Source organism: Pseudomonas sp. ZS1P83, assembly GCF_054897825.1.
Window position 1 is genome coordinate 4,384,830 of the sequence record NZ_CM142706.1, and the last position, 13,613, is coordinate 4,398,442.

The 13,613-nt window shown below is 59.5% G+C and carries 10 protein-coding genes; all 10 read left to right on the forward strand.

Features of this window, described 5'->3' with window-relative positions; translation table 11 throughout:
- Window positions 1-25 precede the first annotated feature (25 nt).
- The gene (locus tag ACYZT0_RS20815; RefSeq protein WP_462042796.1) at window positions 26-1,195 is read left to right on the forward strand and encodes a PilZ domain-containing protein; all 1,170 of its coding nucleotides are present in this window, start codon (window positions 26-28) and stop codon (window positions 1,193-1,195) included.
- 11 nt (window positions 1,196-1,206) lie between these two features.
- Window positions 1,207-2,613, forward strand: a complete 1,407-nt coding sequence (gene algK, locus ACYZT0_RS20820; RefSeq protein WP_462042797.1) for an alginate biosynthesis TPR repeat lipoprotein AlgK — start codon at window positions 1,207-1,209, stop codon at window positions 2,611-2,613.
- Window positions 2,610-4,097, forward strand: coding sequence for an alginate export family protein (locus ACYZT0_RS20825; protein WP_462042798.1), 1,488 nt, complete (start codon window positions 2,610-2,612; stop codon window positions 4,095-4,097). Before algK ends, ACYZT0_RS20825 begins: the two co-directional genes overlap by 4 nt.
- A 26-nt stretch (window positions 4,098-4,123) precedes the next feature.
- On the forward strand, window positions 4,124-5,713 hold the full coding sequence (gene algG, locus ACYZT0_RS20830; protein ID WP_462042799.1) for a mannuronan 5-epimerase AlgG: 1,590 nt from the start codon (window positions 4,124-4,126) through the stop codon (window positions 5,711-5,713).
- A gap of 10 nt (window positions 5,714-5,723) precedes the next feature.
- On the forward strand, window positions 5,724-7,172 hold the full coding sequence (locus ACYZT0_RS20835) for an alginate O-acetyltransferase (RefSeq protein ID WP_462042800.1): 1,449 nt from the start codon (window positions 5,724-5,726) through the stop codon (window positions 7,170-7,172).
- 7 nt (window positions 7,173-7,179) lie between these two features.
- Window positions 7,180-8,304: a mannuronate-specific alginate lyase gene (locus tag ACYZT0_RS20840; RefSeq protein ID WP_462042801.1), complete on the forward strand. Its 1,125-nt coding sequence runs from the start codon at window positions 7,180-7,182 to the stop codon at window positions 8,302-8,304.
- 215 nt (window positions 8,305-8,519) lie between these two features.
- Window positions 8,520-10,085 carry an MBOAT family O-acyltransferase gene (locus ACYZT0_RS20845; protein WP_462042802.1) on the forward strand — a complete coding sequence of 522 codons (1,566 nt, stop codon included), beginning with the start codon at window positions 8,520-8,522 and terminating at the stop codon, window positions 10,083-10,085.
- Window positions 10,086-10,096: 11 nt separating this feature from the next.
- Window positions 10,097-11,272, forward strand: a complete 1,176-nt coding sequence (locus tag ACYZT0_RS20850) for an alginate O-acetyltransferase (protein WP_462042803.1) — start codon at window positions 10,097-10,099, stop codon at window positions 11,270-11,272.
- A 17-nt stretch (window positions 11,273-11,289) separates the two neighbouring features.
- Window positions 11,290-11,955 (forward strand): alginate O-acetyltransferase AlgF, encoded by a 666-nt coding sequence (locus tag ACYZT0_RS20855; RefSeq protein WP_282375203.1) that lies wholly within the window; start codon window positions 11,290-11,292, stop codon window positions 11,953-11,955.
- Window positions 11,956-12,131: 176 nt separating this feature from the next.
- Entirely contained in the window at window positions 12,132-13,583 is a 1,452-nt protein-coding gene (locus ACYZT0_RS20860; RefSeq protein WP_462042804.1) for a mannose-1-phosphate guanylyltransferase/mannose-6-phosphate isomerase, read from the forward strand.
- The last annotated feature ends 30 nt before the right edge of the window (window positions 13,584-13,613 follow it).

A 13,613-nucleotide genomic window follows, 5' to 3' on the forward strand; every position in this document is an offset into this window, starting at 1 on the left:
CTGAATTAACTAGGAAATCGCCCATATGAATACCGCCGTCAACGCCAACGTAGTCCATGAATCAGAAGCCCAGCGCCAGCACGCCCGAGTGAAAATCCCGGCCAAGCTGCGCTTCTACGGTCCTGACCGGACCCCGGTAGAAGCTCGGGTCCTCGACCTCTCCGCTGGCGGTCTGGCCTTCAACGCCGGTCAGTTGCCACTGAAAATCGGCGACGTGTACAAGGCGCGCCTGCAGTTCGTCATCGATAACCTTGGCCTGGCCATGGACGTCGAGTTACTGGTCCGCTCCCACGAGCGCGAAACCGGCCGTACCGGTTGCCAGTTCCAGAACCTCGAGTCTCAGGACATTTCCACTCTGCGCCACCTGATCACCTCGCACCTGGCCGGCGACATTGTCAGCATGGGTGAAGTGCTGGCAACCCTGCAGCGCGATAACTTCACCAAGGCGCGCAAGGTCAAGGATGGCGGCCACGGCATGACCGCGTTCGGTCGTCTGCGTGCAGTGACCTTCAGCTTCGCGATCTTCCTCGTCGGTCTGACGGCATTCGGCTTCATTTTCAAGTCGGTGTACGGCATGTACTTCGTCAGCCACGCCCAGGCCGGTCTGGTCAGCGTGGCGGGTATGAACATCACCATGCCGCGCGACGGCACTGTGCAGAGCCTGGTGAAAACCGACGGTGTTGCGGCCAAAGGCGCCCCCCTGGCGACGTTCAGCACCAGCATGCTCGACGTACTCAAGGGCCATCTGGACGATAACCAACTGCAACCGGCCAAGGTTGAAGAACTGTTCGGCAAGCAAATGACCGGCACCCTGACGTCGCCGTGCGATTGCACCGTGGCGCAGCAAATGGTCGCCAACGGTCAATACGCCAGCAAGGGCGACGTGATCTTCCAACTGGTGCCGCGTAACAGCGAAGCCAACGTTGAAGCGCGCTTCTCCTATCGCCAGTTCGGCGATGTGCTTCCAGGCAGCGCCGTCAGCTTCCAGATCGCCGGCGAAGACAAAACCCGCAGCGGCACGATCGTCAGCAGCACCAGCCTGAAAAGCGCCGACCTGTCGTCCGACATCCGCGTGCTGATCAAGCCTGACGAGCCGCTGGACAGCGCTTTCGCCGGTCGCCCGGTTGAAGTGAATGCCACTCGTGGTCCGAACCTGAACTGGCTGATCGATAAAGCCATGGCCGCCGGTCGTTAATAACAGAGGACATGCCCGTGACTAGCCCACTCAGAATCCTGCCAGTCCCGCTGACTCTGGCCATGGCAATCGCCCTGGCCGGATGCGCCGGCCTGCCCGACCAGCGTCTGGCCAACGAAGCCCTCAAGCGCGGTGATACCTCGCTGGCGGCGCAGAATTACCAGCAACTGGCAGACCTGGGCTACAGCGAAGCACAGGTTGGCCTGGCCGATATTCAAGTCGACAGCCGTGACCCGGCGCAGATCAAGCGTGCCGAAGCGACTTACCGCGCCGCGGCCGGCGTCTCGCCACGGGCTCAGGCTCGCCTGGGTCGTCTGTTGGTGGCCAAACCCGGCTCCACCGAAGCCGAACAGCACGAAGCCGAAGGCCTGTTGAAAAAAGCCTCGGCCAATGGCGAAGGCAACACCCTGATCCCACTGGCGATGCTGTACCTGCAATACCCGCACAGTTTCCCGAACGTCAACGCGCAACAGCAGATCAGCCAATGGCGCGCCGAAGGCAAACCGGAAGCGGGCCTCGCCCAAGTGCTGCTCTATCGCACCCAGGGCACTTACGACCAGCACCTGGACGAAGTGGAAACCATCTGCAAAGCCGCGTTGAACACCACCGACATCTGCTACGTCGAACTGGCCACGGTCTATCAGAAAAAAGCCCAGCCAGAACAACAGGCCGAGTTGATCAAGCAGATGCAGGCCGCTCAAAGCCGCGGCACGGTTTCTGCTCAACGAATTGACAGCGTGGCCCGTGTATTGGGCGATGCGAGTCTGGGCAAGACCGACGAGAAAACGGCTCAGTCGCTGCTCGAAGGCATCGCTCCCGCCTACCCTGCTTCCTGGGTCAGCCTGGCGCAATTGCTCTACGACTTTCCTGAACTCGGCGACGTCGACACGATGATGAAGTATCTGGACAACGGCCGCGCCGCTGACCAGCCGCGAGCCGAACTGTTGCTGGGCAAGCTCTACTACGAAGGCAAATGGGTGCCGGCCGACGCCAAAGTCGCCGAAGAACATTTCCAGAAAGCTGTCGACAAGGAAGTGGCCGCCGATTACTACCTCGGCCAGATCTACCGCCGTGGTTACCTGGGCAAGGTCTATTCGCAGAAAGCGCTGGATCACCTGTTGAAGGCTGCGCGTAACGGCCAGAACAGCGCCGACTTCGCCATTGCCCAACTGTTCTCCCAAGGCAAGGGCACCAGGCCCGACCCGCTCAACGCTTATGTCTTCAGCCAATTGGCCAAGGCTCAGAACACCCCGCAAGCCACTGAACTTGCGCAAACTCTCGAAGCCCAACTGCCGCCTGCCCAGCTCGCCGAGGCCCAACGCCTGTTGAAACAAGAACAGGCCGTTCGTGGTGCCTTGCGCCAGAACACGCTGGAACTGCATGCCCTGGAAGAAAAAGACGGCGAGGAATCCCTATGAAGTTGAATCCATTCGTTAAGGCTGGTATTGGCCTGTCATTCGCCCTCTTGTGGTCGTGCCCGACCCTGGCGGCCCTGACTGAGAGCAAGAACTACGGCCTTGACGTGAAAGTCACCGCCCAGTCCGAAGACGACGCCGACCTCGGCACTGCCAAGGGCGGTGATGTCAATGGCGTCGGCCTCGACTTGCGTCCGTGGGTCTATGGCGAGAGCGGCGCGTGGAGCGCCTATGCCATGGGTCAGGCCGTGACGTCCACCGACATCATCGAGACCGACACCCTGCAGCAGTCCGACAGCGCCGGCACCCAGGCCACCGACAACGGTGATCGCAAGACCAAGAAAAACTACCTGGCGATGCGCGAGTTCTGGGTCGGTTACAGCGGCCTTACGCCCTACCCCGGCGAGATACTCAAACTCGGTCGCCAGCGCCTGCGCAATGACGACGGCCAATGGCGCGACACCAACATCGAAGCCCTGAACTGGACCTTCGACACCACCTTGTTGCGCGCCAACGCCGGTGTTGCTGAGCGCTTCAGCGAATACCGCACCGATCTCACCGAACTCGCGCCCAAGGACAAGGATCGCCTGCACGCTTACGCCGACGCGGCGTACCAGTGGAACCCGGGCAACTGGGTTGGCATTCGTGGTCACCACACCCACGATGACGGCAAGCTCGATATCGCGCAGCCGGGTGTTCCCGCCGATTCTCTGGACAAGAAAGAGAATGGCGATATCAGCTGGCTCGGCCTCACCGCCGACAGCGATGCCTACAACTGGCGCAACACCAACACCGTCAATTACTGGGGCAGCGTTACCGGCATGAGCGGCGACCGCGACAAGGCCAACCCGTTGAACGCCGATGGCTCCGCGCCGGCACAAGCCAAAACCAGCGGCAACATTGATGGCTGGGCCACCGACCTCGGCGTGCGTCTGCGCCTCGATCCGCAATGGCAAGTCGGTGCAGCTTATGCCCGTGCCAGCGCTGATTACCAACAGAACGGCCTGCAAAGCAACCGTTCGAACTACACCGGTACCCGCTCGCGGGTTCACCGTTTCGGCGAAGCGTTCCGTGGTGAAACGAACAACATGCAGTCCGCGACCTTGTTCGGCTCGTGGATGCTCAACGACGAATACGACGCCAGTGTGATCTACCACAAATTCTGGCGCGTCGACGGCAACAAGCCGGTCGGCAGCAACGGCATCAATGCCGTCCAGAATGACACCGACGACGTGACCGGCGCGGTGCTCTCCAGCACGTCCCTGCCGCTGGAAGATGGCAGCAAAGACCTCGGTCAGGAAATGGACGTGGTCGTCACCAAGTACTTCAAGCAAGGCCTGCTGCCCGCAGCCTTGAGCCAATCGATCGATGAGCCTTCGGCCCTGGTGCGTTTGCGTGGCGGTGTGTTCAAGCCCGGCGATGCGTATGGCAAAGGCGTCGACTCGTACATGCACCGCGCGTTTGTCGACGTGATCTGGCGCTTCTGATGCGAACGGCTAAGGGAGTTCCTGTCATGATCAGTCCGAAGAGAGGCTCGATAACCTTGCTGGCCGGTGCGATGTTGCTGGCCAGCACGGCAGCCTTCGCCACGGTGGAGCCGGCCGTGCCCGCTCAAAAAGGGCAACCGGCGACCATTGCCAAAGGGTTGCAACAGGCCAGGACCTACACCGTCAGCAGCGCACCGACTGCGCCGCTGGAGCTGGCCAAACCGAAACTGCCGGACATGTCCGGCTACACCGCCGAAGCCATCGCCGCGAAAATCGTGCGCACCAAGGCCGGCAAAATCAGCGTGCGCCGGATGATGCAGGAAGACGCGCTGAAGGACTTCATCGGCGGCGACAACAAGATGTCTGAATGGGTGGTGCGTCAGCACGGCATCCCGCAGGCCATCTTCGTCGACGACGGCTACATGAACCTCAAGGATCTGGCCAAGAAGGTGCCCAAGCAGTACTTCAGCGAAACCTCGCCGGGTGTGTTCCTGGCGAAGTTGCCGATCGTGGTCGGTAGACACGGCATTCTGGAAATCGACAAGCAGACCCAGGAATTGCGCCTGTCCCAAGAGGCCGGTTCGTTCCTGGTCAACGACGGTCAGCTGTTTGTGCGTGATACCAAAATCACTGGCTGGCGCGAGAAGACCAACGGCCCGGCAACGTTTACCTCGCCGAAGGATTTCCGTCCGTTCCTGCTGTCCTGGGGCGGTACCGAGACCTACATCGCCAACAGCAAAATCGCCAGTTTCGGCTACGCCAACAGTAAGTCTTACGGCGTGAGTATTTCCCAGTACACGCCGAACATGGCCAAGGTGCTCAAGCGCCCTGAACCGACCGGCTGGATCGTCGGCTCCGAGTTCTCGGACATGTGGTACGGCTTCTACTGTTACGAAGCCCGCGACTTTGTGGTCAAGGGCAACACCTACAAAGACAACATCGTCTACGGCATTGACCCGCATGACCGTTCCCACGGTCTGATCATCGCCGACAACACGGTGTTCGGGACCAAGAAGAAGCACGGGATTATTATTTCCCGTGAGGTCAACGACAGCTTCATCTTCAACAACCGCAGCTACGACAACAAGTTGTCGGGCCTGGTGATCGACCGTAACAGCGTGAACAACCTGATCGCCTACAACGAGATCTACAAGAACCACACCGACGGCATCACCCTCTACGAGAGTGGCGACAACCTGCTGTGGGGCAACAAAGTGATCAGCAACCGTCGTCACGGCATCCGGATTCGTAACAGCGTGAACATCCGCCTCTACGAAAACCTGTCCATGGCAAACGGCCTTACCGGTGTCTACGGGCACATCAAGGACCTGAGCGACACCGACCGTGACATCAAGCTCGACCCGTTCGACGCCCAGGTGTCCCTGATCGTGGTCGGCGGCGAACTGGCCGGCAACGGCAGCGGACCACTGTCCATCGACTCGCCGCTGAGCGTCGAGTTGTATCGCGTGTCCATGCTTGCACCGACCAAATCCAGCGGCATCAGCTTCAACGGGATTCTTGGCGAGCGCCAGGATGAAATTCTCGACCTGCTGGTACGCCAGCAGAAAGCCGTGCTGATCGACCCTGTCGAACGCCAGACCGAAATGCGGGACTGAGGATAATTTTATGCACTCACACTTGATCAAATTACTCAGCCTGTCGGCCCTGACCGCCGGCATTCTCGCGGCCAGCGCTGGCGCTCGTGCTGATGAAGCCAAAGCACCCAGCTTCGACGCCGAACCGTGCTGCAACCTGTGCCCGGAAGCGCACGACGCGAAGAACTACACCACGCGTTACCAGCAGAACTTCACCACGCTGGTGCAGGCCCAGGGCGATTGGCTATTCCGTACGCAAGAAGACTTGCGCACCGAGTTCGACACCACGCCCGCTGGCTACAAACGCATGAAAGAACTGCACGACGCGTTCAAGAGCAAAGGCGTGGAACTGGTCGTTGTTTACCAGCCGACCCGTGGTCTTGTGAACCGTAACAAGCTCAACCCGGAAGACAAGGCCAAGTTCGATTTCGACAAGGCCTTGAAGAACTACAAGACCATGCTCGGGCGTTTCGCCGCCATGGGCTACACCGTGCCGGACCTGTCGCCGCTGACCAACGAATCGCTGCCTGAGACCCTGCAGGCCCACGACTTCTACTTCCGCGGCGACCAACACTGGACGCCTTATGGTGCCCAGCGCACGGCGAAAATCGTCGGTGAACAAATCAAGAAAATGCCGGCCTTTGCCGACGTGCCGAAACGCGAATTCGAGAGCCATAAGTCGGGTCGCATGGGCAAGACCGGAACGTTACACAATATGGCCGGTCAACTCTGTGGCACCAGCTACGCGACCCAGTACATGGATCAGTTCACCACCGAGCCGAAAGGCGAGGCAGCTGATGGCGATCTGTTCAGTGATTCCGGCAATCCGGAAGTCACCCTGGTCGGCACCAGCCACAGTGGCAAGAACTACAACTTTGCCGGTTTCCTCGAAGAGGCCATCGGCGCCGATATCCTCAACGTGGCGTTCCCCGGTGGTGGCCTGGAAGGTTCAATGCTGCAGTACCTGGGCAGCGAAGAGTTCCAGACCAAGCCGCCGAAGATTCTGATCTGGGAATTCTCGCCGCTTTATCGCCTCGACCAGGAAACCATCTACCGCCAGATGATGGCGCTGCTGGACAACGGTTGCGAAGGAAAGGATGCACAGATGACTGGCAGCACCACGTTGAAACCGGGCAAGAACGAATTGATGGTCAACACCAAGAACCTGAATCTGCAAAACAGCAGCCACCAGGTTGACATTCGCTTCGCCGATCCGTCGGTGAAAACTCTGCAAGCCACCCTCTGGTACATGAACGGTCGCCACGAGGACATCAAGATCGAGAAACCGGAAACCTCCGATACCGACGGGCGTTTCGCCTTTGAGTTGCGCACGGACGAAGACTGGGCCTCGCAGAATCTGCTGGCCGTCGAAGTCCAGGGCCCTGAAGCAGGTGCCGCGCCACAGAAAGTCGAAGCGAAAATCTGCAAACGCAACGTGTTCTCCGGCGCTGGGCAGCGTACCGCTCAGGCCGGGCAATGAGGTTCATATGCAAACCCGAACTTTGAAAAAGTTACTCGCGCCCTCCCTGCTGACGCTGGCGATGTTCGCCGGGGCCACCCAGGCCGCCGCGCCACTGCGTCCGCCACAGGGATACTTCGCGCCGATTGAAAAAGTCAAAACCGGCGACAAGAGCGAAGGCTGTGACGCCATGCCGACGCCGTACACCGGTGCCCTGCAATTTCGCAGCAAATACGAAGGTTCCGACAAGGCCCGTTCGACCCTGAACGAGGCATCGGAAAAAGCCTTCCGTGACACGACTGCCGACATCACCAAGATTGAGCGCGGCACCAGCAAGCGCGTGATGCAGTACATGCGTGACGGTCGCCCGGAACAGCTGGAATGCACCCTGAATTGGTTGACCGCCTGGGCCAAGGCCGATGCGTTGATGTCCAAGGACTTCAACCACACCGGCAAGTCCATGCGCAAATGGGCGTTGGGCAGCATGGCCTCGTCCTATATCCGCCTGAAGTTTTCCGACTCGCATCCGTTGGCGAACCATCAACAAGAGTCGCAACTGATTGAGGCCTGGTTCAACAAAATGGCCGATCAAGTGGTCAGCGACTGGGACAACCTGCCGCTGGAACAAACCAACAACCACTCGTACTGGGCCGCCTGGTCAGTGATGGCGACTTCCATCGCCACCAACCGCCGCGACCTGTTCGACTGGTCGGTGAAGGAATTCAAGGTCGGCGCCAATCAAATCGACGCCCAGGGTTTCCTGCCCAACGAACTCAAGCGCCAGCAACGCGCCCTCGCCTATCACAACTACGCCCTGCCGCCGCTGGCGATGATCGCCAGTTTCGCCCAGGTCAACGGCGTGGACTTGCGTCAGGAAAACAACGGTGCATTGAAGCGCCTGGGTGATCGAGTGCTCGCGGGTGTCGAAGACCCGGAAGAATTCGAGAGCAAGAACGGTAAAGAACAGGACATGACCGACCTCAAGGTCGACTCGAAATTCGCCTGGCTCGAACCGTTTTGCACGCTCTACACCTGCTCGCCGGATGTGCTTGAGAAAAAGCATGAGATGCAGCCGTTCAAGACCTTCCGCCTCGGGGGTGACCTGACCAAGGTCTACGACCCGGCGAACGAGAAGGGCAAAAAAGGCTCCTAGAACCAAACGCAAAACCCTTTGTAGGAGCGAGGCTTGCCCGCGAAGGCGGTCTGACATCCACCAATGATGTCGACTGACACTCCGCCTTCGCGGGCAAGCCTCGCTCCTACAAGGGATCGCGGCGATTTTGAATGCAATACATCCCCCGGTTTTTCGGTGGGGGGTTTGGGGGGGCCGTTGGCCCTTGACTGTTGGTTAAACATGGAGAGACCGGGATGGTATTTTCATCCAACGTGTTCCTGTTTTTGTTCTTGCCGATCTTTCTCGGCATGTACTACTTAAGCGGAATACGCTATCGCAACCTGCTGCTGCTGATCGCCAGCTACGTGTTCTATGCCTGGTGGCGTGTGGACTTCCTTGCGCTGTTCGCAGCCGTCACGTTGTGGAACTACTGGATCGGCCTCAAAGTCGGTGCCGCAGGCGTTCGGACCAAACCGGCACAGCGCTGGTTGCTCCTGGGCGTGGGCGTCGACCTGTGCATTCTCGGCTACTTCAAGTACGCCAACTTCGGCGTCGACAGCATCAACGCGATGATGACCTCGGTCGGTTTGTCGCCGTTCATCCTGACCCACGTGCTGTTGCCGATCGGGATCTCGTTCTACATCTTCGAGTCCATCAGCTACATCATCGACGTCTACCGTGGCGACACGCCGGCGACCCGTAACCTGATCGACTTTGCCGCCTTCGTGGCGATCTTCCCGCACCTGATCGCGGGTCCCGTGTTGCGTTTTCGCGACCTCGCCGACCAGTTCAACAACCGCACTCACACCCTCGACAAGTTCTCCGAGGGTGCCACGCGGTTCATGCAGGGTTTCATCAAGAAGGTTTTCATCGCCGACACTCTCGCGGTGGTGGCCGACCATTGCTTCGCCTTGCAGAACCCGACCACGGGCGACGCCTGGCTCGGCGCCCTGGCCTACACCGCGCAGCTGTATTTCGACTTCTCCGGTTACAGCGACATGGCGATCGGTCTGGGCTTGATGATGGGTTTCCGCTTCATGGAAAACTTCAAACAGCCGTACATCAGCCAGTCGATCACCGAGTTCTGGCGTCGCTGGCACATCAGCCTGTCCACCTGGCTGCGTGACTACCTGTACATCACGCTGGGCGGTAACCGCAAAGGTACGCTGATGACCTATCGCAACCTGTTCCTGACCATGTTGCTGGGTGGTCTGTGGCACGGCGCGAACATCACGTACATCGTCTGGGGCGCCTGGCACGGCATGTGGCTGGCAATCGAAAAAGCCCTCGGCCTGAACACGTCGCCGCGCAGCATCAACCCGATCCGTTGGGCGCTGACCTTCCTGCTCGTGGTCATGGGCTGGGTGATCTTCCGCTCGGAAAACCTGCATGTCGCCGGTCGTATGTACGGTGCGATGTTCAGCTTCGGTGAATGGTCACTGTCGGAACTCAACCAGGCCAGCCTCACCGGCCTGCAAGTGGCGACGCTGGTGGTGGCTTACGTCACCCTGGCGTTCTTCGGTATTCGTGATTTCTACACCAACCTGCCGCCTGAAAAGACCAAGCCTGTGGTGAACGTCGAGGCCGATGGCCCGGCCACCGCGACGCCTGGAATGATCAAAGCCGTACCGGGCGACAACCCGGGCAGCATCCACGAACCTGGCTACACCGTTGGCGTTGAAGCGACCGTGCAACCGGCCTACTGGACCGCTGACTGGTCCCGTTACGTGATGCGCACGCTGGTACTGGTGTTGTTCATCGCCTCGATTTTCAAACTCTCGGCGCAAAGCTTCTCGCCGTTCCTTTACTTCCAGTTCTGAGGGATCTGACTATGACCCGCTCATTACGCATCCTCTACATCGCCTTGTTCCTGCTGACCCTGCTGGTGCTGGGCGTGTGGTCCACGCGCAGTTTCTTCGGCTTTAACACCAGCGCCGAAACGACGGTGCTCAACGGCCGCTGGAGCAAAGCTGTGGAGACGCATTACGACGACGAGTTCCCGATCAAGCGTCTGGGCACCAACCTTTGGGCTGCGCTGGATTTCAAACTGTTCAACGAAGGTCGTCCGGGCGTTGTGCTCGGTCGCGATCAGTGGTTGTACAGCGATGAGGAATTCAACCCGATCGTAAACGAAGAGCTGAACCTGCAAGGCAACTACGCGCTGGTCGAAGGCGTGCGCCAGGAACTGAAAGCGAAAGGCGTGAAACTGGTCATGGCGATTGTGCCGGCCAAGACTCGCCTGTACCCGGAACACCTGGGTGAAGTGAAGCCTTCGAGCATCCACGCCAACCTTTATGAGGACTTCCACGCTCATGTGGCGGCCAACAACGTACTCGCTCCCGACCTGTTCGGTCCGCTGCTAAAGGGCAAACTGGACGGTCAGCAAGTGTTCCTGCGCACCGACACCCACTGGACCCCGGAAGGCGCGCAAATCGCCGCCGAGACCCTGGCGAAATCCATTACCGATAAATACCCGCTGAGCGGCGAGCCGCAACACTTCGTCACTGAACCTGCGGAGAAGGTGACTCACAAGGGCGACCTGCGCTTGTTCCTGCCGCTGGACCCGCTGTTCGAAAACCTGATGCCGAAGCCAGAGCCGTTGCAGAAGCGCAATACCGTTGCGGCGCAAGACCAGCCTGCCGGTGATGACGCCCTGTTCGCCAACACTGAAGTGCCGGTGGCCCTGATCGGCACCAGCTACAGCGCCAACCCCAACTGGAACTTCGTCGGTGCGCTGAAACAAGCGCTGAACAGCGACGTGGTCAATTACGCCGAAGACGGCCACGGCCCGATTCTGCCGATGCTCACCTACCTGAAAAGTGATGCTTTCAAGAACAGCCCGCCACAGGTGCTGATCTGGGAGTTTCCTGAACGTTATCTGCCTGTGAACAACGATATCGGTGACGCCGACCCGCAGTGGGTCGCAGAGCTCAAAGAAGCCGGCGTTCGCCAACAAAACGTAGCCGCAAACACTAAATCCGAGACGCCCGACCGGGCGCAAAACTGAAAGAGAGAGGTACTTCCATGACTTTCACTACTACTCCTCGCCGTCTCGCCGCTCGCTCCTTAAAAGCAGTCGCACTCGTCGCTGGCATGAGCGTTCTGTCGATGTCCGCCTTCGCTGGCGACGCCGCACTCTACGGCCCGACCGCACCGAAAGGCTCAAGCTTCGTGCGTATCTACAACGCCGGTAACGCTGAAGTCAGCGCCACCGTCGGTACTACCAACCTGAGCGAAGTCGCACCGCTGTCCAGCAGTGACTTCAGCTTCATGCCGGGCGGCGATTACAGCGCCAAGGTCGGCAGCCAGACGCTGCCGGTGAAACTGGCCGGTGATCACTATTACACCTTGGTCAACAACGCCAGCGGCGCGCCGCAACTGATCGAAGAACCGCCGTTCAAGAACAAGCAGAAATCCCTGGTTCGCGTGCAGAACCTCAGCGACAAGGCCCTGACCCTGAAAACCGCTGACGGCAAGACCGAAGTGGTCCCGACCGTGGCCGCCAAGGGCCGTGGCGAGCGTGAAATCAACCCGGTGAAAGTCAGCCTGGCTCTATACGATGGCGACAAGAAAGTCGGCGACGTGAAACCGGTTGCCCTGGAACGTGGTGAAGCCGCCGTGTTGTACGTCACCGGTACCGGCAGCAGCCTGGCACCAGTCTGGGTAAAACGCCCGGTTTCGACGCGCTAATCATTTTGCCTGTAGGAGCGAGGCTCGCCCGCGAAGAACGATAACGCGGTGCAACAGATGAGCCGCGTGATCCCTTTCGCGGGCAAGCCTCGCTCCTACAGGACACGGAATAAGAACAAGAGTGAAACGACAGAACGCAGTAGCTCTGACCCATACGATTTTCAAGGAGTAACAACATGATTCCGGTGATCTTGTCAGGTGGTAGCGGCTCACGTCTTTGGCCGCTTTCGCGTAAGCAATTCCCCAAGCAATTTCTCGCCCTGACCGGCGAACACACGCTGTTCCAGCAAACCCTGGAACGCCTGGTGTTCGATGGCATGGACACCCCGATCGTGGTCTGCAACAAGGACCACCGCTTCATCGTCAACGAACAGCTGAGCGCCCGTAACCTGGACACCCAGCGCATCCTGATGGAACCCTTCGGCCGTAACACCGCTCCGGCAGTGGCGCTGACCGCGATGATGCTGGTCAACGAAGGTCGCGACGAGTTGATGCTGGTACTGCCGGCCGACCACGTGCTGGACGACCAGAAAGCCCTGCAACGCGCGCTGGCCCTGGCCACCGTCGCTGCAGAAAACGGCGAAATGGTGCTGTTCGGCGTACCGGCCACCAAACCGGAAACCGGCTATGGCTACATCAAGTCGACCAATGATTCGCTGCTGCCGGAAGGCGTCAGCCGCGTCTCGCATTTCGTCGAAAAACCGGACGTGAAGCGCGCCACCGAATTCGTCGAGTCCGGCGGTTACTTCTGGAACAGCGGTATGTTTCTGTTCCGCGCCAGCCGTTTCCTCGAAGAGTTGAAAAAGCATGATCCGGACATCTACGACACCTGCCTCCTGACCCTTGAGCGCAGCAAACAGGATGCCGACACCGTCGACTTCGACGCCGCCACCTTCGCTTGCTGCCCGGACAATTCCATCGACTACTCGGTGATGGAAAAAACCCAGCGCGCCTGCGTCGTACCGCTGACTGCGGGCTGGAGCGATGTTGGCTGCTGGTCGTCGTTGTGGGAAGTGAATGAAAAAGACGCCAACGGCAACGTCACCAAAGGCGACGTGGTCATCCAGGACAGCAAAAACTGCATGATCCATGGCAACGGCAAACTGGTGGCGGTGATCGGCCTGGAAAACATTGTGGTCGTCGAAACCAAGGACGCCATGATGATCGCCCACAAGGACAAGGTCCAAGGCGTGAAACAGATGGTCAACACCCTCAACGGACAAGGCCGCAGCGAAACCCAGACCCACTGCGAAGTCTATCGCCCGTGGGGCTCCTACGACTCGGTGGACATGGGCGGCCGCTTCCAGGTCAAGCGCATCTCGGTCAAACCGGGCGCGTGCCTGTCGCTACAGATGCACCACCACCGCGCCGAACACTGGATCGTGGTCAGCGGCACGGCTGAAGTGACCTGCGACGAAAACGTGTTCCTGCTGACGGAAAACCAGTCGACCTACATCCCGATCGCCTCGGTCCACCGTCTGCGCAACCCGGGCAAGATTCCACTCGAAATCATCGAAGTGCAATCGGGCAGCTACCTGGGCGAAGACGATATCGAGCGGTTTGAAGATATCTACGGTCGCTCTAACCCGATCGAGCGCGGCATATCGGTGAAAACCATCGCGCGGTAATTGACCTGTAACACAAGAAGCCCCCGTCCA

Excerpts from the sequence above, each read along its gene's own strand:
- ACYZT0_RS20815 (WP_462042796.1), top strand. The coding sequence starts at position 26 with ATGAATACCGCCGTCAACGCCAACGTAGTCCATGAATCAGAAGCCCAG.
- algK (WP_462042797.1), top strand. The coding sequence starts at position 1,207 with ATGCCCGTGACTAGCCCACTCAGAATCCTGCCAGTCCCGCTGACTCTG.
- ACYZT0_RS20825 (WP_462042798.1), top strand. The coding sequence starts at position 2,610 with ATGAAGTTGAATCCATTCGTTAAGGCTGGTATTGGCCTGTCATTCGCC.
- algG (WP_462042799.1), top strand. The coding sequence starts at position 4,124 with ATGATCAGTCCGAAGAGAGGCTCGATAACCTTGCTGGCCGGTGCGATG.
- ACYZT0_RS20835 (WP_462042800.1), top strand. The coding sequence starts at position 5,724 with ATGCACTCACACTTGATCAAATTACTCAGCCTGTCGGCCCTGACCGCC.
- ACYZT0_RS20840 (WP_462042801.1), top strand. The coding sequence starts at position 7,180 with ATGCAAACCCGAACTTTGAAAAAGTTACTCGCGCCCTCCCTGCTGACG.
- ACYZT0_RS20845 (WP_462042802.1), top strand. The coding sequence starts at position 8,520 with ATGGTATTTTCATCCAACGTGTTCCTGTTTTTGTTCTTGCCGATCTTT.
- ACYZT0_RS20850 (WP_462042803.1), top strand. The coding sequence starts at position 10,097 with ATGACCCGCTCATTACGCATCCTCTACATCGCCTTGTTCCTGCTGACC.
- ACYZT0_RS20855 (WP_282375203.1), top strand. The coding sequence starts at position 11,290 with ATGACTTTCACTACTACTCCTCGCCGTCTCGCCGCTCGCTCCTTAAAA.
- ACYZT0_RS20860 (WP_462042804.1), top strand. The coding sequence starts at position 12,132 with ATGATTCCGGTGATCTTGTCAGGTGGTAGCGGCTCACGTCTTTGGCCG.